Raw genomic sequence first — 24,006 nt, 5'->3', positions numbered from 1 at the left:
ACGCTAGGCGGCGAGGCGACGCAGCGCAGCCCGAACCAGGTTCCCGTCGGTGGTCCGCCAGAACGGCGGCAACGAGCGTGTCAGGAACGATCCGTAGCGAGCGGTGACGAGCCGCGGGTCGAGCACGGCGACGACCCCGCGGTCGGTCGTCGACCGGATGAGTCGGCCCGCTCCCTGCGCCAGGAGCAGGGCCGCGTGCGTGGCGGCCACCTGCATGAACCCGTTGCCGCCCGCCTCCTCGACGGCACGCGCCCGCGCCGAGCGGACCGGGTCGTCGGGCCGCGGGAACGGGATGCGGTCGATGATGACGAGCCGGCACGCGTCCCCGGGGACGTCGACGCCCTGCCAGAGGGACAGCGTGCCGAACAGGCAGGTGCTCGGGTCGTCGGCGAACTCCCGCACCAGGGTGGGCAGCTGGTCGTCCCCCTGGCAGAGCACCGGCACGTCGAGCCGCTCCCGCATGGCTTCCGCCGCCGCCGTCGCGGCCCGGCGCGAGGAGAAGAGCCCGAGGGTGCGTCCGCCCGCGGCCTCGACCAGTCCGGCGATCTCGTCGAGCTGAGCCTCGGTGGTGGGTTCGCGGCCGGGGGCCGGCAGGTGCTTGGCGACGTAGCAGATGCCCTGGCCGGCGTAGTCGAAGGGGCTGCCGACGTCGATGCCGCGCCACTGCCCGCCGTCGCCGTCTCCGCCACCGGTCAGCCCGAGAGAACGCGCCACGGGGTCGAACGTGCCGCCGAGCTCCAGGGTCGCGGACGTCATCACGCCGGTGCGTTCGCCGAGCAGCTCGGAACCGATGAGCCCGGCCACGCCCAGGGGCGCCGCGTGGAGCCGTCCGACGCCGTCGCCCCAGGGTGCGTCGGCCGGCGGCCGCGAGCACCACAGCACGTCTCCCCCGGACTCCTCGGCGGTCATGCGTTCTGCCACGTCGAAGAGCTGCTGGACCGCGGACTGGGCCATCTTCACACCGGGGTCCGCGTCGGCGCCCTTCTCGGGGCGCAGGGCGGTGAGCAGGCTGCGGGCGGCGTCGCGCACGGCCGCCACCGACGTGCGGAGCTCGCCGGGCAGCCCCTGGGGGAACCGCTCGGCCGGCACCTCGGTCAGCAGCCGTGCCAGGTCCTGGGCCGCGGCGTCCAGCTCCTCGGTCTGCACTCCCCCGTGCCGCCGTGCCAGGCGCGCCGCGTTCTCGACGGTGCCGGCCGCGAGGTCGACGGTCGCGGCGGCCGTGATCCGGTCCGCGAGCTCGTGGGCCTCGTCGACCACCAGCGCACCGTGCTCCGGCAGGACGTTCGTGTTGCCGGCGGCCGCGATCCCGAGCATGGCGTGGTTCGTCACGACGACGTCGGCCTCCCGTGCGGTCAGGCGCGCCCGTTCGCCGAAGCACTCGGTGATGAGGGGGCACTTCTGCCCCAGGCACTCCAGGGAGGTGACCGAGACCTGGCGCCAGGCGCGGTCCGGGACGCCCGGCACCAGGTCGTCGCGGTCGCCGGTGTCGGTCTCCTCGGCCCAGGCGTGCAGCCGGCGGACGTGGTCGGCGAGACGTGCGCCGTCGGAGCCCCGGTCGCCCCCGGACGGGTGCTGCTCGGCGGCGGCGCCCTCACCGGGTCCGGGGTCGGCCGGGAGGTCGAAGAGCGTCGCCCCGTCGGTCGGGTACCCGCCGGCGACCTTGTGCCGGCACAGGTAGTTGTGCCACCCCTTGAGCAGCGCGACGCGGGGTGCGCGCGGCAGCCGGGGGCCGACGGCGTCGGCCACGAGGGGCAGGTCCCGGGTGACGACCTGGCGCTGCAGCGCGAGCGTCGCGGTGGACACGACGACGCGGTCGCCGGCGGCCACGGCGTGCCGGACGGCGGGCACCAGGTAGCCGAGCGACTTGCCCGTGCCGGTGCCCGCCTGGACGAGCAGGTGCCGTTCCGACTCGAACGCGGCAGCGACCTCCGCCGCCATCTGCCGCTGACCGTCCCGGGGCGTGCCGCCGAGCGCCTCGACGGCGACGTCGAGCAGCTCGTCGACCCCCGGGACCTGCGTCTCGTCGGCGTCCGCGGGGGTGCCCTCGGCGGGCGCTCGGGTCTGGGCGGGGGGTGGCGACGTCACCGGTCGATCCTACGGGCGCCGCCGTCGGGTCGACCGCCGGTCCACAGGTCTCAGACCGCGACGCGCGACAGCTCGGCCGCGAGCGCGGCGTCGACCCGGCCCTGCAGGCGGGTGCCCTCGGCGAGGTGCTCCTCGGTGGCGAGCTCGCCGTTCTCGTGGACCCGGTGGACGAGGTCGCCGCGCGAGTAGGGCACGACGACGTCGATCTCCACGGCGGGCCGCGGCAGCTCGGCGGCGACGAGCGCCTTGAGCTCCGCGACGCCCTCGCCGGAGTGCGCGGAGACCACGACGGTGCGGCGTTCGCGACGCTGGACGCGGCCCACGACCTCCGGGTCGGCGACGTCGGCCTTGTTGAGCACGACGACCTCGGGCACGTCCTCGACGCCGGGGATCTCGGCGAGCACCTCGCGCACGGCGTCGATCTGGCCCTCGGGGTCCGGGTGGGAGGCGTCGACGACGTGCAGCAGCAGCGCCGCGTCGCCCACCTCCTCCAGCGTGGACCGGAACGCCTCGACGAGCTGGTGGGGCAGGTGGCGCACGAACCCGACGGTGTCGGCCAGGGTGTACACGCGGCCGTCCTCGGTGCGGGCGCGGCGGACGGTCGGGTCGAGCGTGGCGAACAGCGCGTTCTCCACGAGCACGCCGGCGTCGGTCAGCGCGTTGAGCAGCGAGGACTTGCCGGCGTTGGTGTACCCGGCGATGGCGACGTTCGGGATGGCGTGCCGGCGCCGGTCGAGCCGCTTGGTCTCGCGGGACGGGGCCATGGCGGCGATCTCGCGGCGCAGCTTGGCCATCCGGTTGCGGATGCGCCGCCGGTCGAGTTCGATCTTGGTCTCGCCGGGCCCGCGGGACCCCATGCCGGCCCCTGCCCCGCCGACCTGCCCGCCGGCCTGGCGGGACATCGACTCGCCCCAGCCGCGCAGGCGGGGCAGCAGGTACTCGAGCTGGGCGAGCTCGACCTGCGCCTTGCCCTCCCGGGACTTGGCGTGCTGGGCGAAGATGTCGAGGATCAGGGCGGTGCGGTCGACCACCTTGACCTTGACGATGTCCTCGAGTCCACGGCGCTGGGAGGGCGCGAGCTCGGTGTCCACGACGACGGTGTCGGCCCCCGTGGCGGCGACGACGTCGGCGAGCTCGGCGGCCTTGCCCGAGCCGAGGAACGTGCCGGGGTCGGGCTTGGCACGCTTCTGCAGGAGCCCGTCGAGCACCTGGGAACCGGCGGTCTCGGCCAGCGCCGCGAGCTCGCGCAGCGACACCTCGGCCTCGCGCGCGGCGTGCTCGCCACCGGGGTACAGACCGACGAGCACGACCTTCTCGAGGCGCAGCTGGCGGTACTCGACCTCGGTGACGTCGTCGAGCTCGGTCGACAGGCCGGCGACGCGCCGCAGGGCGCTGCGCTCGGCCAGGTCGAGCTGGTCGCCGTCGTGGGCGGTGTGCACGGTGGCGCCCTCGGACCGCGCGGTCCCGGCCCGGGCGAGGACCCGCGCGACGACGTCGTTCGCGATGGCCTGGGCGTCGCGCGCGGCGGGTTCGTCCGGCGTGGCGGCGGCAGGCGTGGCGGGATGCTCGGGGTCGGTCGGGATGTGGGTCAAGTCGGTCCTCTCGGTGGCGTGCTCGGTACAACAAGGATCCCACGCGGTTTCGTCCCGCCGAAGCCAATTACGATGCCCGGTGTGAGCGACCACTACTTCACGGCCGACCCGGCGTCCGACGCCGAGCGCCGCGTCCTCGGCGTCCGCCTGGGCGGGCAGGACCTGGACGTGGAGGTCGCCGGCGGCGTCTTCTCTCCCGGCGGTGTCGACAAGGGCACCCGGATCCTCCTGGACGAGGTGCCGGGACCGCCGTCGGGCGACCTGCTGGACCTCGGCTGCGGGTGGGGGCCGGTGGCCCTGACCATGGCGCTGGCGAACCCGGCGGCGACCGTCTGGGCGGTGGACGTCAACGCTCGCGCCCTGGACCTGGTGCGACGCAACGCCGAACGCCTCGGTGTCGCGGACCGGGTGCGGGCCGTCACGCCCGACGGGGTGCCCGACGCCGTCACCTTCGCCGCGCTGTGGTCCAACCCGCCGATCCGGGTGGGCAAGTCCGTGCTGCACGAGATGCTGCGCACGTGGTTGCCCCGGATCGCCCCGGGCGGTGCACCGGGCGGCGCCTGGATGGTGGTCCAGAAGAACCTGGGGTCGGACTCCCTGGCCCGCTGGATCGAGACCGAGCTCGGCCTGGTCACCCGCCGCGCGACGTCGTCGAAGGGCTTCCGGGTGCTGCACACCACCCGCTGAGGGTCAGCCGGCGAACGCCGGGTACCCGGCCGACTCGGCCTCGCTCCCCCAGGTGCTGCTCGCCCACCGCGCCGCCGCGGCGCAGGTGCCGGCGAGCACGGGCGTGACCGGGCGCAGGTTCACCGCGGCCCACCGCCACCGCGAGGTCATGAGCTGCCGGTACGACGGTGACCGGCCTGGCGGGCCGACGTGCTCCCGTCCGGCGAGAGTGCTGTCCAGGAGCCACCCGGTCATCGCCAGGACGTAGCCCGCGCACGCCGTGGCGACCTCGCGGTGCCAGTCCAGGCCGGCCAGGAGTCCGGGAGCGGTCTGCTCGAGGCCGGTGGTGAACTCGGCCAGGAGGGTGTCGGTGAGGCCCGCGGGCGGGTCGAACACGCACCAGCACGTCGCGAACGGCAGCATCGTGTAGGCGGCGACGAACGCGGGCGGCTGCACGACGGTGCCCTCGAGGTCGAGGAACCACCAGCCGTCCGGCCGCAGGACGGCGTTGTCGGGGCAGGCGTCCGACGGCGCGAGCACCGCGCGGTCCGCGTCCTCGAACCGCCGGGCGACCCGGCGCGCCTCGGCCAGCAGCCCGGCCGTGTCGCCGCCCGGCACCAGGTCGGCCAGCCGCTCGGCGCCGCGGGTCAGGTCGTCGAGGATCACCCACGGTTGCTCGCCCCGCAGCGCGCCGGCGTCGTGGACACGGGCGCGCCCGTCGCCGGCGAGGCGGCCCAGCTCGCGGGCCCAGGAGGCCGCCCCGGTCCAGGCCGCGGCGCGGTCGTCGCCCAGGAGCAGGTCGGCCAGGGTCGGCGGGTCGCCCAGGTCGGTCATGACGAGCAGCCGTTGCGCGTCGTCGCGGGCGATGAGGTCCGGGGTGCGGCCGAGCAGCGTCAGCCCCGCCACCTCGCGGGCGTACCCGCCGTCGTCGTGCCCGCCGAACTGCTTGACGACGACCGTGCCGGAGCCCCGGCGGCAGCGCAGGACCGTCGACCGGGCCGACCCGCCCAGGTCCGTCGGGTCGCCCAGCTCGGCCCCGAGGAGCGCGGAGGCGGCCCGCGCGACCGCGGAGACGTCGTCGGCCGGGGTCACGCCAGGTCGACGTCGCCGCTGAAGACGAGCTCGGCCGGACCGGCGAGCTCGACGTGCCCGCCGTGCAGCACGCGCACGCGGACCTCGCCGCCGGGCACCTCGACGAACCAGGTGGACGGCACCCCGTGCGGGTCGTCGACGCCGTGCGCGGCCCAGGTCCGCACCGCGAGCGCCGCGGCGCACGCACCGGTCCCGCAGGACTGCGTCTCGCCCACGCCGCGCTCGTGCACCCGCATCCGCAGCCGCCCGACGGGCCGACCGTCGGGGCCCTCCTCCTCGCCGAGCGGGACGACGACCTCGACGTTGGTCCCGGCGGGCGGGACGGGTTCCACCTCGGGGGCACGGGTGAGGTCGACGGCGGCGAGCTCGTCGAGGCGCGGCACGGCGACGACGGTGTGCGGGTTGCCGAGGTCGAGGCTCAGCGCGGGACGCGGCGCGTCCCAGCCGGTGGCGAGCACGACGGCGTCGGCGCCGGCGTCGGCCGCCTCCTGGCCGCCGGTCAGGCGCCACGGCCCCATGTCGACGGCGTACCAGCCGTCCGGCTCCTTGCGCACGCGCTTGACGCCGCCGCGGGTGCCGAGCGCGAGCTCGCGGCCGTCGGACAGGTCGACGAGCCCGAGGCTCTCGGCGAACGCGGCGAACACCCGGACCCCGTTGCCGCACATCTCGGCGATGCTGCCGTCGCCGTTGCGGTAGTCCATGAACCAGATCGCCTCCGGCTCCTCGGCCAGCACGGCGTCCGCGACCTGCTCGCCGGATCGTGCGACGGCGGCGGTCGGCGCGAGCCGGATGACGCCGTCGGCCCCGATGCCGCTGCGCCGGTCGGCGAGGTGGCGCACCTGCTCGGCGGTGAGGTCGAGGTCGCCGCGGGTGTCGGCGACCAGGACGAAGTCGTTGCGGGTGCCGTGGCCCTTGGTGAAGCGCAGCGTCATGAGCCCAGACTACGGCGCACGAGACCCTCGCCCGGCGCCGGCAGCTCGCCCGCCTGCGCGGCGCGCACGACGGCGAGCGCCTCGTCGACCAGCGCGGGCGACCCGGCGTCGAGCCACTGCACGCGCGGGTCGCGGCCGAACCAGCCCATCTGCTTGCGGGCCAGGCGCCGGGTGTTCGCCACGACGGCGTCGCGTGCCGCGGTCTCGGTGAGGTCCCCGGCGAACCAGCGCAGCAGCTCGGCGTAGCCGACGGCGCGCGCGGCGGTGGCGCCCAGGCCCGCGCCGGTCCCGCCCTGCTCGGGCGAGGCGAGCCGGCGCACCTCGTCGACGAGACCGGCGTCCCACATCCGCTCGACCCGTGCGGCGACACGGGCGTCGAGGGTCTCCCGGTCGCAGTCGAGCCCGATCTGGACCGCCGGGCGCACGTACTCCTGACGGGGCAGGTTGGCGGTGTAGGGGCGCCCGGTGAGCTCGACGACCTCCAGGGCGCGCACCAGCCGGCGGGTGTTCTCCGGGCCGATGCTCGCGGCGGCGGCGGGGTCGACGCGGTCGAGCTCGGCGTACAGCGCCGCGCGCCCCTCCGTCTGCGCCCGGGCCTCGAGGCGGGCCCGCACCTGCGGGTCGGTGCCGGGGAAGTTCATCTCGTCCAGCAGGGCACGCACGTAGAGGCCGGAGCCGCCGACGACGACGGCCCGCGCGCCGCGAGCGGCGATCGCGTCGAGGTCGGACCGGGCCGCCGTCTGGTACCGCGCGACGGAGGCGTCCTGGGTGGGTTCGAGCACGTCGAGCTGGTGGTGGGCGATCCCGCGGCGCTCGTGCGGCGGGACCTTGGCCGTGCCGACGTCCATGCCGCGGTAGAGCTGGAATGCGTCGGCGCCCACGACCTCGGCGGGCGCCTCGCCGGCCGGGCCGGCACCACCTGGCGAGAGCGCCTCGGCCAGGTCGAGGGCGAGGTCCGACTTGCCGGTGGCGGTGGGTCCTACGACGGCGACGATCACGGCCCCTACGGTACGACGGCCGTTCGCCCGCGGCGGCTACAGTGCGCGGGTGCTGCTGCTGACCGTGCTCGCCGTGAGCCTGCTGTCCGGGCTGGTCCCGGTCATCAGCGTCGAGGTGTACCTCGGCGGCGTCGCGGCCGTGACCGACGTCGCCTCCGACCCGCTGCTGCTGGCCGCGGTGGCGGCGGTGGCCGCCGTCGGGCAGACGGTCGCGAAGGTCGTCTGGTACCTGGGCGCGGCCCGTTCGATGGAGACGGCGTGGGTGCAGCGCAAGCTGGCGGACCCGCGGCGGCGGGCGTCGTTCGAGCGCTGGCAGTCCCGCATCGCCGGGCGGCACGGGCTGTCCGCCCTGGTGCTGCTCGCGTCGGGGTCGGTGGGGTTCCCGCCGCTGATGATCCTGGCGGTGGTCGCGGGCTCCCTGCGCGTCCCCCTGGCGGTGTTCGTCCCGACGGTACTGGTGGGCCGCGCGATCCGGTTCTGGGCGCTCCTGGCGGGCGTGGGATGGTTCGCGGTCGGCGGCTGAGGCTCAGCCGTCCCAGACCGTGATCGTGTAGCGCCCGGGCAGGTGGTCGCCGTGCGCCTCGACGTCCTCGGTGCGGGAACGCCACCCGCCCCGGGCGGCGAGCTCGCGCACGACGGCGGACACGGCCGGGGTGCAGGCGTCGCCGGCGTGCGGGTCGCCGGGAACCCCGCCGGCGACGACGATGGCGCCCCGCCCCGCCAGGTCCGCGACCGCACGCTCGAGGGCCTCCTGGTCGTCGTCGGCCAGCTCGACGGTCCCGGCGGCGGCCGCCGTCCGCGCGCCGTGCGCCTCGGCGAGCAGCAGCGCGGCGACGGAGACTGCTGTGCCCGCCGCCGGGCCGCCCGGTGCGGACCAGGCGTCGTCGGCGAGCAGCGGCACCCACCGGTCGGCGATCCCGGCGCCCGCCAGGTTCGGCCGCCCGTCGCGACGCGAGCGGTCCGGCGCCGGACCGAGGACGCCCCACCCGGCACCGGCGTCGACGGCGCGCAGGGCGGCGAGGACGACGGTGCGCACGGCGTCGGCGGGACCGGTGCGGGCACCGGTGGTCGGTACGAGCAGGACGGTGGCGGGCAGGACGACGGCGCGGACGGGCACGGCGCCCAACGTACCCGGACGTGTAGCGTGGGTCGCGTGAGGTTCTTCGGTTCCCGTCGACCGACCCGGTCGCACACGGTGCCCCCGGTCGAGGCCGACACGGACCGGCTCCGCGCGGACGTCGAGAACGTCCTCCTCGCGGGCCCGGTCGGCGACGCGGCGGGCGCGGTCCCCGTCCCCGTCACCCGCGAACGCGTCTCCGCCTGGCTCGACGCCGGCGGTTTCACGTACTTCGTGGACACCGACGGCGATCTCGGCGGGATCTGGCACGGGCGGGTCTTCTACTTCCTCGTCCTCGGCGACGACGGTCAGGTGCTGCAGGTGCGCGGTCAGTGGCACCGGCAGGCGACGATCGAACGGCTCGGCGACATCCTCGAGATCTGCAACGCCTGGAACGCCGACCGCATCTGGCCCAAGACGTACACCCGGGTGCGCGACGACGGCGCGGTGGTGGTGTGCGCCGAGGTGACCGTGGGCGTGGAGCACGGCGCGAGCGACGACCAGCTCGGCCAGCTGCTCGAGTGCGGGCTGTCGACGGGCGCGATGTTCTTCGAGCACCTGGACGCCGCGTTCCCGGACCCCCTGGGGGCGGCGCCGTGACCGGTCCGCTGCGCCGCGCCACCGCGGCGGTGCTGCAGGCGGCCCGTCGGCGCGGGCGGCCCGAGGCCGTGGCGCGCCCCGAGCTGCCCGCACCCGTGACGACCGCCCGCATCGGCCAGGACCTGTCGCGCCGCGGCTACCGGTTCCGCACGGACGACGACGGCGACATCACCGGCACCTGGGACGGCAACCGGTTCTGGTTCCTGCTGCTCGGCGACGACGAGGAGATCCTGCAGGTCCGCGGACGCTGGGCGGGTTCCGTGCCCGAGTCGGCGCGCAGCGCGGTGCTGCAGGCCTGCAACGACTGGAACCGCGAGCGGATCTGGCCCAAGGTCTACACCCGCGAGGAGGGGGACGCCCTCGCGCTGTACGCGGAGGTGTCGGTGGACCTCGAGCACGGCGCCACCGACGGCCAGCTCGCCGAGGCCGTGTCGTGCGGCCTGGTCACCGCGTCGCAGTTCTTCGGCAGCGTCGGCCCGCTGACCGACCCCGACCGGCCGGCCTGAGCGGCTCAGCGCCGCAGGGTCGGCATCCCGAGCGTGACCGGGCCGCCCGGCTGCGCGCTCCCGCCGTGGGAGTGGCCGTCGTCGCCGGCACCGAGGCGCGTGAGCTCGCGCCGGGCCCACGCGTCGCCCGAGCGGGTGCGTCGCACCGCGAAGCTGCCGCCGGTCAGCGCCGAGTCGGCGATGAGGTGGTGCGGGGCGGCGCGGGTGACGTCGACCGTGACCATGTCGCCCGGTCGCGGCAGCCGCGGGTCCAGCGCGGCCACGTCGGCCAGCCGCGGGTCCTGCGGTGACTCCGGGGCGTCGGCGAGGGTCACGCCGTCGGGCAGCACGCCGGTCGGCAGCGCGAGGTGCACGAGCCGGTTGTCGGGGGCCCGCCCGGACAAGCGGTGGCTGGCCCCGTCCTTCTTGCCCGAGCCCTCCGAGACCAGCACCTCGAGGGTCCGTCCGTCCTGCCGCGCGGACTCCTCGGCGCTGATGCGTTCCTGCAGCGCGAGCAGCCGCTCGAAGCGCTCCTGGACGACCTCCTTGGGCAGCTGGCCGTCCATGGTCGCCGCGGGCGTGCCCGGCCGCGGCGAGTACTGGAACATGAACGCCGAGGAGAACCGCGAGGCCTCGACCACGCGAAGCGTCTCGGCGAAGTCCTCCTCGGTCTCGCCCGGGAAGCCCACGATGATGTCGGTGGTGATCGCGGCGTCCGGCATCGCGGCGCGCACCCGGTCGAGGATCCCGAGGAACTTCGCGGACCGGTAGCTGCGGCGCATCGCGCGCAGCACGCGGTCCGAGCCCGACTGCAGCGGCATGTGCAGCTGGGGCATCACGTTCGGGGTCTCGGCCATCGCCTCGATGACGTCGTCGGTGAACGCCGCCGGGTGCGGGGACGTGAAGCGCACGCGCTCCAAGCCCTCGATCCGCCCGCAGGCGCGCAGGAGCTTCGCGAACGCCCCGCGGTCGCCGAACTCGACGCCGTAGCTGTTGACGTTCTGGCCCAGCAGCGTCACCTCGACGGCCCCGGCGTCCACCAGCGCCTGCACCTCGGCGAGGATCTCGCCGGGGCGCCGGTCGCGCTCCTTGCCGCGCAGGTGGGGCACGATGCAGAACGTGCACGTGTTGTTGCACCCCACGGAGATCGACACCCACCCCGCGTAGACCGACTCGCGGCGGGTGGGCAGCGTGGAGGGGAAGACCTGCAGCGACTCGGCGATCTCGACCTCGGCCGCCTCGTTGTGCCGGGCCCGCTCCAGCAGCACCGGCAGCGCGTCGAGGTTGTGGGTGCCGAAGACGACGTCGACCCACGGCGCCTTGTCCACGATCTCGCCACGGTCCTTCTGGGCCAGGCAGCCGCCCACGGCGATCTGCATACCCGGCCGGTCGGCCTTGACGCTCGCGAGCTGGCCCAGGTTGCCGTAGAGGCGCGTGGCGGCGTTCTCGCGCACGGCACAGGTGTTGATGACGACCACGTCGGCTCTATCGGCGGCGTCGTCCTCGGCCGAGGCGCGGACGTAGCCGGCCTGCTCGAGCAGCCCGGCCATGTGCTCCGAGTCGTGGACGTTCATCTGGCAACCGAGCGTGCGCACGGTGTAGGAGCGCCCTGCCGCCCCGTCCCGGGGCACGGGCCGCTCCTGGGCGGGCGAGACGTCGGCGGTGGGGGTAGGCATGGTCGTGGACATCGCCTTCTAGGGTACGGTGCACCGCGCGCCGCGTCGGGCGGGGACAAGTCCCCGATGTCCGGGCGTACCGGGCAGTCGTTATCGAACCGTTGCGGAGGCCGGGGCGTCGGTGCCACGAACGTAACAATCGAGTGGTTAGGTTCACAGAATGGACAACAGCGGATCGAGCACGACGCCCGGCTCCCACCTGGGTGCTCCGCTCGTCGAGCTCGAGGGAGTCAACAAGCACTTCGGGGACCTGCACGTGCTGCAGGAGATCGAGCTGACGGTGCGCCGCGGCGAGGTGCTGGTCGTCATCGGGCCGTCCGGATCCGGCAAGTCGACCTTGTGCCGTGCCATCAACCGGCTCGAGACCATCGACGAGGGCGAGATCCGGATCGACGGCGAGCCGCTGCCCGCCGAGGGTCGCGACCTGGCCCGGCTCCGCGCGGACGTCGGCATGGTCTTCCAGGCGTTCAACCTCTTCGCGCACAAGACCGTGCTGGACAACGTCACGCTCGGTCCGCGCAAGGTCCGCAAGCTGTCGAAGTCCGACGCCGAGACCGAGGCCCTCGAGCTGCTCGACCGCGTAGGCGTCAAGAACCAGGCGGCCAAGTTCCCCGCACAGCTCTCCGGCGGTCAGCAACAGCGCGTCGCCATCGCCCGGTCCCTGGCGATGCACCCGAAGGTGATGCTCTTCGACGAGCCCACCTCCGCGCTCGACCCCGAGATGATCAACGAGGTCCTGGACTCCATGGTCCGGCTCGCCCAGGAGGGCATGACGATGATCGTCGTCACCCACGAGATGGGGTTCGCCCGCAAGGCGGCCGACCGCGTCGTCTTCATGGCCGACGGCCAGATCGTCGAGCAGGACACCCCCGAGGAGTTCTTCACGAACCCGAAGAGCGACCGTGCGAAGGACTTCCTGTCGAAGATCCTCGCCCACTGACCTGACAGTTCTAGTTCGCACGACGAAGGGAACGACCATGCGACGCACACGCATCACCGGAGCGATCGCCCTGGCGGCGACCGCAGCGCTCGCGCTCGCCGCCTGCTCGGACGACTCCGGCAGCGGAGACACCGGCGGCGACACGGGCGGCGAGGCCGAGGGCGGCGACTCCGTCACCATCGGCATCAAGTACGACCAGCCCGGACTCGGGTTCATGGACGGCGACACCCCGACCGGGTTCGACGTCGAGGTCGCCAAGTACGTGGCCGGCGAGCTCGGCTACTCCGAGGACCAGATCGAGTGGATGGAGTCCCCGTCCGCACAGCGCGAGACGCTGCTGTCCACCGGACAGGTCGACATGATCTTCGCGACCTACTCCATCACCGACGAGCGCCGCGAGCAGGTCTCCTTCGCGGGCCCGTACTTCGTGGCCGGTCAGGACCTCCTGGTCGCCGCGGACAACACCGACATCACGGGGCCCGACACCCTGGACGGCAAGAACCTGTGCTCCGTCACCGGGTCGACGTCCGCCCAGCGCATCAAGGACGAGTACTCCGAGGGCGTGAACCTGCTCGAGCAGCCGGGCTACGCCGAGTGCGTCACCGCCCTGACCTCCGGGCAGGTCGACGCCGTGACCACCGACGACATCATCCTGGCCGGCCTCGGCGCCCTGCCGGAGAACGCCGGCCAGGTCAAGGTCGTCGGCAACACCTTCTCCGAGGAGCTCTACGGGGTCGGGATCCCGCAGGACTCCGATCAGTGCGAGGCGATCAACGAGGCCATCACCAAGATGGTCGACGACGGGGCCTGGCAGGAGGCGCTCGACGCCGCGACGGAAGGCACGGGCTACACGCCGAACGCCGACCTCAACCCGCCGGAGTACGAGCCCTGCGACATGTGACGCAGCGGTGAACCCCGCCCGGGCCCGCCGCGCGGCGGGCCCGGGCGCCACCTCGGTGGTCGTCGCGACCCGACCCTGACCACCGCACGACCATCGAAGGAGCGTTCTGCGCGTGCAGGAGTACCTCGACATCGTCCGCGAGTACGACGTGCTCGGCGCGTTCTGGGTGAACATCCAGCTCGCGTTCTGGGCGGCGTTGTTCTCGCTGGTGCTGGGCTCGATCCTGGCGCTGTTCCGCATCTCGCCGATCCCCAGCCTGCAGTGGGCCGGTTCCGCCTACGTGACCGTCTTCCGGAACATGCCGCTGACGATCATCATGGTCTTCATGGTGCTCGGCGCCTGGGGGCAGCTCGAGTTCTCGCTGGCGACCGACTTCGACACGAACTTCTTCTGGCTGGCCGTCGTCGGGCTGACCATCTACCACGCCGCGTTCGTGTGCGAGGCGATCCGCTCCGGCGTCAACACCGTGCCCGTCGGCCAGGCGGAGGCAGCGCGCTCCATCGGCCTGCCGTTCGTCGCGGCGGCGCGCCTGGTCATCCTGCCCCAGGCCTTCCGCGGCGCCATCGCTCCCCTGGGCAACGTGCTCATCGCCCTCATCAAGAACACCACGGTGGCCGCGGCAGCGTCGGTGGCCACCGAGACCTCGTCGGTGATGCGCACGATGATCGAGTTCCGCCCGGACTACATCTACGCCATCTTCTTCACCTTCGCGATCGGCTACGTGATCCTCGTGACCCCTGTCGGGCTGCTGTCCACGTCCCTCTCCCGCAAGCTGGCGGTGGCGCGATGAAGGTCGAGAAGACAGTCCTGTTCGACGCCCCCGGGCCGCGGGCGCGGCGTCGCATCCTCCTGGGCAACATCGTCGGCGCGATCGTCGTCGCCGGGCTCGCCGCCGTCGTGCTGGTCCGCCTGGGCGAGCAGGGTCAGCTCGAGCCCTCGCTGTGGCTCAACGCCGTCGACGCCGACGCCTGGGCCTACTACTACTGGCCCGGCTTCCTCGCGACCATCCGCGCGGCCGCCGTCGCGATCGTCGGGGCCATGATCTTCGGTCTGGTCTTCGGCGTCGGGCGGCTCTCCTCACGGCTGCTGGTCCGCACGGTGTGCGGGGCGGTCGTGGAGTTCTTCCGCGCCGTGCCCGTGCTGCTCATGATGGTCTTCTTCTGGCTGCTCTTCGCGAACGCCGGTCTGCCGTCGTCCTCCTACTGGGGTGTAGTCGTCGCGCTGATCCTCTACAACGGCTCGGTCGTGGCGGAGCTCGTGCGCTCCGGCGTCCACGGTCTGCCCTCCGGGCAGCGGGAGGCCGGCCTGTCGATCGGCCTGACGCGAGGTCAGTCGCTGCGATCCGTCGAGGTCCCGCAGGCGCTCATCGCGATGCTTCCGGCGCTGATGTCCCAGCTCGTGGTCGTGCTCAAGGACTCCGCGCTCGGCGCGATCATCTCCTACCCCGAGCTGCTGCAGAGCGCCCGACGTCTCGGGTCCGGCAACAGCAACATCCTGCAGACCCTCACCGTGGCGGCGGTGCTCTTCATCGTCATCAACTGGAGCCTGACCAAGCTCGCCGAGCGGCTGGGCCGCTCGCTCAAGCGCACGTCCGGGCGCACGGGGACGACGGCCGCGGGGGCCGGTGTCGCAGCCGTCGGCGTGAGTGCGGCCGGCGGGACCGACGGTGACACCGGCGACGCCGGCGACGCCGGCGAGGGCGGCAGTGGCGGAGGCGACGGCACCTGACGACGGCACGGCGCGCCTGACCGTCCGGGACCTCGTTCACCACAGGGCTTGGTCACGGCACGTCGATGACGACGCTGCCGATCTTGCGGCCCGCGTCGACGTACCGGTGCGCGGCGACGACGTCGTCCAGCGGACAGCGCCGGTCGACGACGGGGACGAGGCTGCCGGCGGCGATCAGGTCGTGCAGCGTGCGCCGTGCCCGCACCTCGGGTGGCGGGACCGGGAACCGGACCCGTACGCCCGGCAGGGCGGCGAGCAGGACGTTGACGCCGCCGGGGCCGGGTTCGGACGAGGCGAACAGGCCGTCCGGTCCCAGCAACCGCCGGCACCGGGCGAACGAGCTCTTGCCGACGGCGTCGGCGATCGCGTCGAACCGGGCCTCGTCCCGGGTGAAGTCGACCTCGTCGCGCGCGATCACGCGGGCCGCTCCGAGCGAGCGCAGCAGGTCGGTGTGCGCGGCGTCGCACACCGCGGTGACGACGGCTCCTCGGGCGGCGGCGAGCTGGACGGTGGCGCTGCCGATCGCTCCGGTGGCTCCGTGCACCAGGACCCGCGTCCCGGCCCCGATGCGGAGGCGGTCGCAGAACGCCAGCGCGTAGTGCGGCCCCTCCGTGAGTCCGACGACGTCCGTGAAGGACAGATGCTCGGGGATCGCCTCGATCCAGCCGTCGGCGGGCACCGCCATCAGCTGGGCATGAGCGCCGAAGCGGCCCTCCAGGTAGCCGTAGACGCGCTCGCCGACGTCGCGGTCGCTCACCCCGTCACCGACCGCCTCGACGACCCCGGCGTACTCGCACCCGAGCACTCGTGCCCGCGGGCGGGGGATGCCGTACACGGGTCGGGCGAGCCAGGGACGGCCGGCGCGGTACGCCGTGTCGGTGCGGTTGACGGTGGTGGCGCGGACGCGGACGAGAACCTCGTGGGCAGCGAGAGTCGGTTCCGGAACCTCGCGCACCGAGACGACCTCGGGGGGACCGTAGCGGTCACGGACGGCAGCACGCACGGGTCCTCCTCACGGTCCCGGGTCGCGACCAGACTGGCAGAGCCGACCGCGCCGACGCCACCGGGCGCGGGGGTGAGAGAGATCAGTCGGCCAGGTAGAGATCGTCGTCGACGGAGTCCTCGCCCTCGGCGGCCAGGGCGTCCTTGACCGCGGCGAAGGCGACGGACGGGTTGTGGCCCTTGCGGCTCAGCGCCCCGACGGCCCGGCGCACCCGCTTGTCGCGGTCGAGCCCGCGGGTCCGTGCCACGTGCTTGCGGGCGAGCTCCGCGGCGGCGCGAGCCTCGTCGTCACCGTCGATCTGCTCCAGCGCGCCGGCGGCGACGTCATGGTCGACGCCACGGCGGTGCAGCTCGGCGGAGATCGCGCGCCTCGCCTGGCCGCGCTCGTGGTGCCGGGTACGCACGATCGTCTCGGCGTAGGAGGCGTCGTCGACCAGACCGACCTCCTCGAAGCGGTCGAGCACCGCCTGGGCGACCTCCTCGGGGTGGCCCTTGCGGGCAAGGGACCGCGCGATCTCGGCCCGGCTCTTGGGTGCGGTCGTGAGGATGCGCAGCACCGCCTCCCTCGTCAGCTCGGTCGCCTCCGCCGTCGTCAGCTCCCCGGCCTCCAGCCGCTCGACGACCGTCGGACGGCCGCGACGCTTCCCCACGCCGCGACCGTCCGAGCCGGCCGTCCGTCCTGCGGGGCTCAGAAGGGCTGCTCCTTCTTCGCCTTGGTCGTGCGCGCTGTCCTGGTGGTGCGCTTGGCGGCGACGTCATCGGCGGCAGGCACGGCGTCCGCCGTGGTCTCCGCGTCCTCGCCCTCGGCCGGCGCGTCGACCTGGGCCCCGACGCCGAGCTTCTCCTTGATCTTCTTCTCCAGCTCGTTGGCCAGGTCGGGGTTGTCACGCAGGAACGCGCGGGCGTTCTCCTTGCCCTGGCCGAGCTGGTCGCCGCCGTAGGTGAACCACGAGCCCGACTTGCGCACGAACCCGTGCTCGACACCCATGTCGATCAGGCCGCCCTCGCGGGAGATACCGACGCCGTACAGGATGTCGAACTCGGCCTGCTTGAACGGCGGGGCCATCTTGTTCTTGACGACCTTGACCCGCGTCCGGTTGCCGACCGAGTCGGTGCCCTCCTTGAGCGTCTCGATCCGGCGGATGTCCATGCGCACCGAGGCGTAGAACTTCAGGGCCTTGCCGCCCGTGGTCGTCTCGGGGCTGTTGTGGACCATGACACCGTCCACGAAGTAGTTGTGGTTGCCCTCCACCTCGATGTCGAACCGGTGCGTCGACCGCGTCTGCGGCTTGACGTGGATGTCCAGGACCCGCGACGGCACCGGGACGCTGCGCGGCTCCACGAACTCGGGCGTCACGTCGAACCGGTCACGGAATCGGGGCAGCAGCTTGTACTGCATCGAGGGGTGGACGTACGGGGCGACGATCTCCTGCAGCCGGGCGGTACCGGCTGTCGTGAGCTGCAGGACCCACTGCTGCTTCGCACCGCGCTGTCGGAGGGAGCACTCGACGCCGTGGACGTCGCGCAGGTAGTCGGCCAGACGTTCCCGCGATGCCGGGCTCATGGCGTCGACGCAGGCCTCGGCACGGCCCGAACCCCCGGCGGTACGCTCCTGCAGCCCCTTCGACCGCGGCTGGAAGCTGAAGTCGTCCATGTACCAGACGGCCAGGGCGAGCGGGGTCAGCGCCTTGAGGTAGTCCTCGGTGATGTGCTTCTTGCCGTCACCGAAGTAGACGACGTCGTGCAGCTCCGACAGCTCCGGCAGCGGACGCAGGTCAACGTGCACGGAACCGTTCGGCCGCTCCGTGCGGGACTGCCCGACATTGCCGAGCATCGACGCCTTCCAGTCGACGTACTCGACCTGCTTCGGCCCGTGGCCCATGCGGAAGCGGACCCCACGGCGGCCGCGGCGGTTCGGCGAGAGGTTCGCGTCACCGAGCAGCCCACCGAGCACCATCTGCCACTGCTGGTCGGAGAGCAGCACGTCCTCGGCGACCATCACGCGGTCCCCGGCGATCAGCTCGCCGGCCTCACGCCAGCCACCCGGGGTACGGATCAGGTGGTTGTCGGTCGCGGCGAACTGCGCGCGGCCGTTCTTGCTCGACTTCTCGACCGTGAACTGCAGGAAGCGGTCCGTCGGCCCGTTGTCGAACCAGTTGACGATCTTGCGAGGAACGGTCTGCCCCGACTCCGGGTCGTAGGACATGACCTCGACCGGCATCTTCTGGTTGACGATCTTGCCGATCTTCTCCGTCGTCCCGTCGGCCAGCTGGACGCGGGTGGAGTAGTGGAAGCAGCCGAAGAACACGCCGATCTTCTCGCGGAGCTGGTTGATGAAGATCGCCGTGGTGCCCGAGGTGCTCAGGGCACCGGCGATCTTGCGCAGCGCCTGCGACATGAGGCGGGCCTGGAGGCCGACGTGGCTGTCGCCCATCTCGCCCTCGATCTCCGCCTTCGGCACCAGCGCGGCGACCGAGTCGATGACGATGATGTCGAGCGCCCCGGAGCGGATCAGCATGTCCGCGATCTCCAGGGCCTGCTCCCCGGTGTCCGGCTGGGAGACGAGCAGCGCGTCGGTGTCGACGCCCAGCTTCTTGGCGTACTCGGGGTCCAGGGCGTGCTCGGCGTCGACGAACGCCGCGATGCCGCCGTTCTTCTGGGCGTTGGCCACCGCGTGCAGGGCGACGGTCGTCTTGCCCGAGGACTCCGGGCCGTAGACCTCGATGATGCGCCCACGCGGCAGCCCGCCGATGCCGAGCGCGACGTCCAGTGCGATGGACCCGGTGGGGATGATCTCCACCGGGGCGCGCCCCTCCTGGCCGAGACGCATGATCGAGCCCTTGCCGAAGCTGCGGTCGATCTGGGCGAGCGCGGCCTCGAGGGCCTTCTCACGGTCTTCCGGTGCAGGCATGTCGGTCACCTTCGTGTTCTGCGCGCGGCCGCGCTTCGGTCTGCTGCTCATGTCGGGGACGAACCTACGCGGAGCCACCGACAACGACCGGACGGCCCGGCCGGACGGTGGACGACCGGCGTGGGACGCCCCGTTGTGGTCACACTCTAGCCGAACATCTGTTCGAGAGGCGAGATCCGCCGTCGGGCGTGTCGGGCGCAGGCCGCGAGAACCGGGACAGGGCTACCGGCCCGGCTCAGCCCGGCGGCGGGGCCTGCCGGAACCGGTCGGTCCCCCACCGGCGCGCGTCCGGCACGTCCAGGGCGTCGCACAGCGCGTGCCACACGTCCCGCGGCTCGGCCCCGGCCGCGAGCGCCTGCTCCGGCGTGCGGTCCTCGAGGCGCGGGAGCACCTGCTCACGGACCAGGACCCGCCCGTAGGCGGAGCCGAAGACCTCGTCGACGAGCCGGGAGAAGTCGGAGTAGCGCACACCTCCAGCGTGCCACGCCGCGACGGGTGTCGGCGCCGGGGTGCAGGATGGGCCGGTGGCCTCCGCACCCGAGACGACCGCGCACGACGCCGCCCCGCAGGACGCGCTGCGTCGGTTCGCGCCCGCCACGCAGGCGTGGTTCGCGGACGCGTTCGCCGGTCCGACGGCGGCCCAGACGGGTGCGTGGGAGGCGATCGCGGCGGACCGGCACGCGCTGGTGGTGGCCCCGACCGGGTCCGGCAAGACCCTGGCGGCGTTCCTGTGGGCGATCGACCGGTTGTCGTCGACTCCCCCGCCGGCGGACCCGGCGCGCCGGTGCCGGGTGCTGTACGTCTCGCCGCTGAAGGCGCTGGCGGCGGACGTGCAGCGCAACCTGCGGGCGCCGCTGACGGGGATCCGCCAGGCGGCGGCGCGGGCGGGCACCACGGCGCACGAGGTGGACGTCGCGATGCGCACGGGTGACACGCCGGCGTCCGAGCGCCGCTCGTTCGCCTCGCGTCCGCCGGACGTGCTCGTGACGACGCCGGAGTCGTTGTTCCTGGTGCTGACCTCGGCGGCGCGCAGCGGTCTGGCGGGGCTGGAGACCGTGATCGTCGACGAGGTGCACGCGGTGGCGGGCACCAAGCGCGGCGCTCACCTGGCGGTGACCCTGGAGCGGCTCGACGCGATGCTGCCGCAGCCGGTGCAGCGCATCGGCCTGTCGGCGACGGCGCGCCCGCCGCAGGAGGTCGCCTCCTTCCTCGCGGGCAGCCGCAGCCCGGAGGACGGGGGGCGCGAGGTCGTCGTCGTGCAGCCGCCGGCGACGAAGCGGTGGGACCTGGACGTCGCGGTCCCGGTGCCGGACCTGACGGACCTGCCGGGCGCGGACGGGACCCCGGACGGTCCGGACCTGTCCGGGGCGGCGTCCGGCCCGCAGCGCCAGGCGTCGGTGTGGCCGCACGTCACCGACCGGGTGGTGGACCTGGTCAGCGCCCACCGGTCCACGTTGGTGTTCACGAACTCCCGGCGCGGGGCCGAACGGCTCACCGCCCGGATCAACGAGGCGTGGGCGCAGCGTCAGGGCCTGACCGTGCCGGACCCGGGCGCCCAGCAGGCCGCGGACGCGCCGGGCCAGTCCGGCACGGCGTCGGGCCTGCCCGACGACGCTCCCGTGCTGGCGCGGGCGCACCACGGTTCGATGAGTCGCGCGGAGCGGACCCGGACGGAGTCGGACCTCAAGGCGGGCTCGCTGCCCGCGGTGGTGGCGACGTCGTCCCTCGAGCTCGGCATCGACATGGGCGCCGTCGACCTGGTGGTGCAGGTGGGCGCGCCGCCGTCGGTCGCCAGCGGCCTGCAGCGCATCGGGCGCGCGGGCCACCAGGTGGGCGCGGTCTCGCGCGGGGTGGTGCTGCCGACCCACCGCGGCGACCTGGTGCCCTCGGCCGTGGTGACCCAGCGGATGCAGGCCGGCGACATCGAGCCGACGGCGATGGTGCGCAACCCGCTGGACGTCCTGGCCCAGCAGGTGGTGGCCGCGCTCGCCGTCGACGACTGGCCGGCCTCCGAGCTGCTCGCGCTCGTGCGGCGCGCCGCCCCGTTCGCCGGTCTGGGCGACGCGACGTGGCACGCCGTGCTGGACATGCTGGCGGGGCGGTACCCGAGCGAGGACTTCGCCGAGCTGCGGGCGCGGATCGTGTGGGACCGCGGCACGGGACGTCTCAGCGCGCGGCCGGGCGCCCAGCGTCTCGCCGTGACGAGCGGCGGCACGATCCCGGACCGGGGGCTGTACGGGGTGTTCCTCGCCGGCGACGACGGCGGTCGCGGCGGCAAGCGGGTCGGCGAGCTCGACGAAGAGATGGTGTACGAGTCGCGCGCCGGGGACACGTTCACCCTGGGGTCGTCGACGTGGCGGATCGAGGACATCACCCCGGACCGGGTCGTCGTGACGCCCGCGCCGGGACTGCCGGGGCGGCTGCCGTTCTGGAAGGGCGACGCCCCCGGCCGCCCGGTCACGCTGGGCCGCGCGGTGGGGGCGTTCGTGCGCGAGGCCGACGCCGCGCTGGTCCGGGGCGCCGGGCCCGGTCGGGAGTTCCTGCGCGGCGCCGGGCTGGACGCCTGGGCGGCGGACAACCTGGCGGGCTACCTGACCGAGCAGCGCACGGCGACCGGGCGGCTGCCCGACGACCGTACCGTCGTCGTCGAGCGCTTCCGCGACGAGCTGGGCGACTGGCGCGTGGTGGTGCACAGCCCGCTCGGCGCCCGCCTGCACGCGCCGTGGGCGCTGGCCGTCGCCGCGCGGCTGCGCGACCGCTACGGCACCGACGTCGCAGCGATGCCGGCCGACGACGGGATCGTGCTGCGCCTGCCGGGCGACTCGCCGTGGGACATCGAGGCCTCCACCACCGAGCCGACCGTCACCGCCGAGGACCTGCTGCTGGACGCCGACGAGGTCGCCGACGCGGTGCGCCGCGAGCTCGGGTCCTCCGTGCTGTTCGCCTCGCGGTTCCGCGAGGCCGCGGCACGCGCCCTGCTGCTGCCCCGCCGTCGGCCCGACCGCCGCTCGCCCCTGTGGCAGCAGCGCCAACGGGCCGCCCAGCTGCTGCAGGTGGCCTCGGCGCACCCCGAGTTCCCGATCATGCTCGAGGCGGCGCGCGAGTGCCTCACCGACGACTTCGACGTCGAGGCGCTGCGCGGGCTGATGGGCGACCTGGCCGCGGGCCGCGTCCGGCTGGTCGAGGTGACGACGTCCGAGCCGTCCCCGTTCGCCCGGTCGCTGCTCTTCGGCTACACCGCCCAGTTCCTGTACGACGGCGACGCCCCGCTGGCGGAACGACGTGCGGCCGCGCTCAGCCTCGACCCCACGCTGCTCGCCGAGCTGCTCGGCGAGCAGGGCGCCACCGACCTGGCCGACCTGCTCGACCCCGAGGCGGTGCGCCGCACCGAGGAGGAGCTGCAGGCCCTCGCCCCCGACCGGCGTGCGAAGGACGCCGAGGGGCTGTGGGACGTGCTGCGCCGCTCCGGCCCGCACGGCGCCGCGGACCTGCGCGCGCGCACCCGCCCGGAGGCGAGCGCACAGGTCGACGACTGGCTCGACGCGCTCGAGCGGGAGCGGCGTGCGATCCGGGTCCGCGTGGCCGGCGACGAGCGCTGGGCGGTGGTCGACGACGCCGCCCGGTTGCGCGACGCGCTCGGGGTCGCGGTGCCCGCCGGCCTGGCCGAGGCGCACACGGCTCCGGTCACGGACCCGCTCGGCGACCTGGTCCGCCGCCACGCGCGCACCCACGGCCCGTTCGCCGCCGCCGACGTCGCGATGCGGTTCGGGCTCGGCACGGCCGTCGTCGCGGGCGTCGTGGACCGGCTGGAGGCGGACGGGCTGCTGGTGCGCGGGGCGCTGCTGCCGGCCGAGCTCGGCGGCACCGGGGACGAGCTGTGCGACCCGCAGGTGCTGCGCACCCTGCGCCGGCGTTCCCTGGCCGCGCTGCGCGCCGAGGTCGAGCCGGTCGAGCCGGAGGCCCTGGGCGTCTTCCTGCCCCGCTGGCAGGGCGCGGACGGGTCCGGCCTGCGCGGCACCGACGGTCTGCTGCGGGCCGTCGAGCAGCTGGCCGGTGCGACCTTGCCCGCCTCGGCCCTGGAGACCCTGGTGCTGCCCGCCCGCGTGACGGACTACTCCCCCGCCCTGCTGGACGAGCTCACCACGACCGGCGAGGTGCTCTGGGCCGGGCACGGCCCGCCGACCGCGGCAGGCACGGGTGACGGCCTGGTCAGCCTCCACCTGGCCGAGGACGCGCCCCTGACCCTCGCCGCGCCGTCGGACCTGGAGCTGGACGGCCCGCTGGACACCGACCTGCACCGCGTGGTCCTCGACCTGCTCACCGGCTCGGGCGGCTACTTCCTGCCCGAGCTGGCCGAGCGCGCCGCCGCCGAGACGGGCCGCGTGCTCGAGGTGCTGTGGGACCTGGTGTGGGCCGGGCACGTCACCAACGACGGGCTGACCGTGCTGCGCGAGCGGCTCGGGACGGCCCGCGGCGGGGCCCACCGGGCACCACGGAGGCCTGCCCGGGCCCGACCCGTGCGTCGTTCCCGCTTCGCGAGCGCCCGGCCGGCCGCCCCGCGGGCCGGCGGCGGGCGGTGGTCCGCCCTGCCCGTGCGCGAGACCGACCCCACCCTGGCCGCGCACGCGCTGACGCAGGTGCTGCTCGACCGGCACGGCGTGCTGACGCGGGCGGTCGCGCCGTCGGAGGGGGTGGCGTCCCGGTTCCGCGAGGTGTACCGCGTCCTGACGGGCCTGGAGGAACGGGGGGCGGTGCGCCGCGGGTACTTCGTCGAACGGCTCGGCGGATCCCAGTTCGCGGTGCCCGGCGCCGTGGACCAGCTCCGACGGGACGCGGCCGAGCGCGACCGGGTGACGGCGGACCCCGACGCCCCGCGGCGTGCGGTGCTGCTCGCGGCCACCGACCCGGCCAACCCCTACGGCGCGGCACTGGCCTGGCCGCGGGCCGGCGGGACCGACCCGGACACCCCGGCGCACCGTCCCGGTCGCAAGGCCGGCGCGGTCGTCGTCCTGGCCGACGGCGCACTCGCGCTCTTCGTCGAGCGGGGCGGCCGGTCCCTGCTCAGCTTCGACGTCGACGCCGCGGCTCTCGCCGCCGCGGCCGCGGCCCTGGCCGAGCGGACCGGCAGCGGCCCGCTGGGTCGGCTGACCGTCCGGCGGGTCGACGGGGTCGCAGCCCTGACCGCCGCACGCGAGGGCGGACCCGTGGTCGAGGCGCTGCTCGCGGCCGGTTTCGGCGTGACCCCGCAGGGCCTGCGCGTGGCGGCGCGCTGAGACGGCGA

At 74.3% G+C, this 24,006-nt stretch carries 19 protein-coding genes and 3 pseudogenes; 9 read left to right on the top strand and 13 right to left on the bottom strand.

The window, feature by feature from the left end; all coding sequences use genetic code 11:
- Positions 1–3: 3 nt before the first annotated feature.
- Positions 4–2,085, bottom strand: a complete 2,082-nt coding sequence (locus HDG68_RS12165) for an ATP-dependent DNA helicase (protein WP_425483765.1) — start codon at positions 2,083–2,085, stop codon at positions 4–6.
- Between the two features lie 50 nt (positions 2,086–2,135).
- Positions 2,136–3,677: a GTPase HflX gene (hflX, locus tag HDG68_RS12160; protein ID WP_172152453.1), complete on the bottom strand. Its 1,542-nt coding sequence runs from the start codon at positions 3,675–3,677 to the stop codon at positions 2,136–2,138.
- 72 nt (positions 3,678–3,749) lie between these two features.
- Here hflX and HDG68_RS12155 point away from each other — a divergent pair, with 72 nt between their 5' ends.
- Positions 3,750–4,364, top strand: coding sequence for a class I SAM-dependent methyltransferase (locus HDG68_RS12155; protein ID WP_172152451.1), 615 nt, complete (start codon positions 3,750–3,752; stop codon positions 4,362–4,364).
- A 3-nt stretch (positions 4,365–4,367) separates the two neighbouring features.
- On the opposite strand, the gene HDG68_RS12150 is transcribed toward HDG68_RS12155, so the two are convergent.
- The 3 genes from HDG68_RS12150 to miaA are packed head-to-tail and all read right to left on the bottom strand — an operon-like array spanning position 4,368 to position 7,365.
- Positions 4,368–5,435 carry a hypothetical protein gene (locus HDG68_RS12150; RefSeq protein ID WP_172152449.1) on the bottom strand — a complete coding sequence of 356 codons (1,068 nt, stop codon included), beginning with the start codon at positions 5,433–5,435 and terminating at the stop codon, positions 4,368–4,370.
- The gene (dapF, locus tag HDG68_RS12145) at positions 5,432–6,367 is read right to left on the bottom strand and encodes a diaminopimelate epimerase (protein ID WP_172152447.1); all 936 of its coding nucleotides are present in this window, start codon (positions 6,365–6,367) and stop codon (positions 5,432–5,434) included. Before dapF ends, HDG68_RS12150 begins: the two co-directional genes overlap by 4 nt.
- Positions 6,364–7,365: a tRNA (adenosine(37)-N6)-dimethylallyltransferase MiaA gene (gene miaA, locus HDG68_RS12140; RefSeq protein WP_172152445.1), complete on the bottom strand. Its 1,002-nt coding sequence runs from the start codon at positions 7,363–7,365 to the stop codon at positions 6,364–6,366. Before miaA ends, dapF begins: the two co-directional genes overlap by 4 nt.
- 49 nt (positions 7,366–7,414) lie before the next feature.
- Between miaA and HDG68_RS12135 the strand changes: the two genes are divergently transcribed.
- Entirely contained in the window at positions 7,415–7,888 is a 474-nt protein-coding gene (locus tag HDG68_RS12135) for a YqaA family protein (RefSeq protein ID WP_172152443.1), read from the top strand.
- Positions 7,889–7,891: 3 nt separating this feature from the next.
- On the opposite strand, the gene HDG68_RS17580 is transcribed toward HDG68_RS12135, so the two are convergent.
- The gene (locus tag HDG68_RS17580) at positions 7,892–8,482 is read right to left on the bottom strand and encodes a hypothetical protein (protein WP_172152441.1); all 591 of its coding nucleotides are present in this window, start codon (positions 8,480–8,482) and stop codon (positions 7,892–7,894) included.
- A gap of 36 nt (positions 8,483–8,518) precedes the next feature.
- Between HDG68_RS17580 and HDG68_RS17575 the strand changes: the two genes are divergently transcribed.
- Positions 8,519–9,082, top strand: coding sequence for a YbjN domain-containing protein (locus HDG68_RS17575; protein WP_343037559.1), 564 nt, complete (start codon positions 8,519–8,521; stop codon positions 9,080–9,082).
- Positions 9,079–9,588, top strand: coding sequence for a type III secretion system chaperone family protein (locus HDG68_RS12120; RefSeq protein WP_343037558.1), 510 nt, complete (start codon positions 9,079–9,081; stop codon positions 9,586–9,588). Before HDG68_RS17575 ends, HDG68_RS12120 begins: the two co-directional genes overlap by 4 nt.
- A gap of 5 nt (positions 9,589–9,593) precedes the next feature.
- Here HDG68_RS12120 and miaB read toward each other — a convergent pair whose 3' ends face one another.
- On the bottom strand, positions 9,594–11,255 hold the full coding sequence (miaB, locus tag HDG68_RS12115) for a tRNA (N6-isopentenyl adenosine(37)-C2)-methylthiotransferase MiaB (protein WP_172152437.1): 1,662 nt from the start codon (positions 11,253–11,255) through the stop codon (positions 9,594–9,596).
- A 148-nt stretch (positions 11,256–11,403) separates the two neighbouring features.
- Here miaB and HDG68_RS12110 point away from each other — a divergent pair, with 148 nt between their 5' ends.
- The 4 genes from HDG68_RS12110 (at position 11,404) to HDG68_RS12095 (ending at position 14,812) form a co-directional block, all read left to right on the top strand.
- Complete coding sequence (locus tag HDG68_RS12110) at positions 11,404–12,183, top strand: amino acid ABC transporter ATP-binding protein (protein WP_172152435.1); 780 nt, start codon at positions 11,404–11,406, stop codon at positions 12,181–12,183.
- Between the two features lie 37 nt (positions 12,184–12,220).
- Entirely contained in the window at positions 12,221–13,084 is an 864-nt protein-coding gene (locus HDG68_RS12105; RefSeq protein ID WP_172152433.1) for a glutamate ABC transporter substrate-binding protein, read from the top strand.
- A gap of 112 nt (positions 13,085–13,196) precedes the next feature.
- The gene (locus HDG68_RS12100; RefSeq protein WP_172152431.1) at positions 13,197–13,874 is read left to right on the top strand and encodes an ABC transporter permease subunit; all 678 of its coding nucleotides are present in this window, start codon (positions 13,197–13,199) and stop codon (positions 13,872–13,874) included.
- Positions 13,871–14,812 (top strand): amino acid ABC transporter permease, encoded by a 942-nt coding sequence (locus HDG68_RS12095; protein ID WP_172152429.1) that lies wholly within the window; start codon positions 13,871–13,873, stop codon positions 14,810–14,812. The genes HDG68_RS12100 and HDG68_RS12095 overlap by 4 nt, the downstream gene beginning before the upstream one ends.
- A gap of 52 nt (positions 14,813–14,864) precedes the next feature.
- Here HDG68_RS12095 and HDG68_RS12090 read toward each other — a convergent pair whose 3' ends face one another.
- The 6 genes and pseudogenes from HDG68_RS12090 to HDG68_RS12075 form a co-directional block, all read right to left on the bottom strand.
- Positions 14,865–15,815: a zinc-binding dehydrogenase gene (locus HDG68_RS12090; protein ID WP_172152427.1), complete on the bottom strand. Its 951-nt coding sequence runs from the start codon at positions 15,813–15,815 to the stop codon at positions 14,865–14,867.
- Between the two features lie 82 nt (positions 15,816–15,897).
- Positions 15,898–16,464, bottom strand: a complete 567-nt coding sequence (locus tag HDG68_RS12085; protein ID WP_343037557.1) for a regulatory protein RecX — start codon at positions 16,462–16,464, stop codon at positions 15,898–15,900.
- A gap of 38 nt (positions 16,465–16,502) precedes the next feature.
- Positions 16,503–17,018, bottom strand: a pseudogene (locus HDG68_RS17405) (recombinase RecA family protein); the annotation flags it as partial.
- A gap of 27 nt (positions 17,019–17,045) precedes the next feature.
- Positions 17,046–17,831 (bottom strand): annotated as a pseudogene (locus HDG68_RS17400) (LAGLIDADG endonuclease); the annotation flags it as partial.
- Between the two features lie 42 nt (positions 17,832–17,873).
- Positions 17,874–18,725, bottom strand: a pseudogene (gene recA, locus HDG68_RS17395) (recombinase RecA); the annotation flags it as partial.
- 235 nt (positions 18,726–18,960) lie between these two features.
- Positions 18,961–19,194, bottom strand: a complete 234-nt coding sequence (locus tag HDG68_RS12075) for a DUF3046 domain-containing protein (protein ID WP_172152423.1) — start codon at positions 19,192–19,194, stop codon at positions 18,961–18,963.
- A gap of 55 nt (positions 19,195–19,249) precedes the next feature.
- Here HDG68_RS12075 and HDG68_RS12070 point away from each other — a divergent pair, with 55 nt between their 5' ends.
- Entirely contained in the window at positions 19,250–23,998 is a 4,749-nt protein-coding gene (locus HDG68_RS12070) for an ATP-dependent helicase (protein WP_172152421.1), read from the top strand.
- Positions 23,999–24,006 lie beyond the last annotated feature (8 nt).

Origin of the sequence: Isoptericola chiayiensis, assembly GCF_013149805.1 — a bacterium.
Taxonomy (GTDB): domain Bacteria; phylum Actinomycetota; class Actinomycetes; order Actinomycetales; family Cellulomonadaceae; genus Isoptericola; species Isoptericola chiayiensis.
This window is presented reverse-complemented; position numbering and strand designations above follow the sequence as displayed.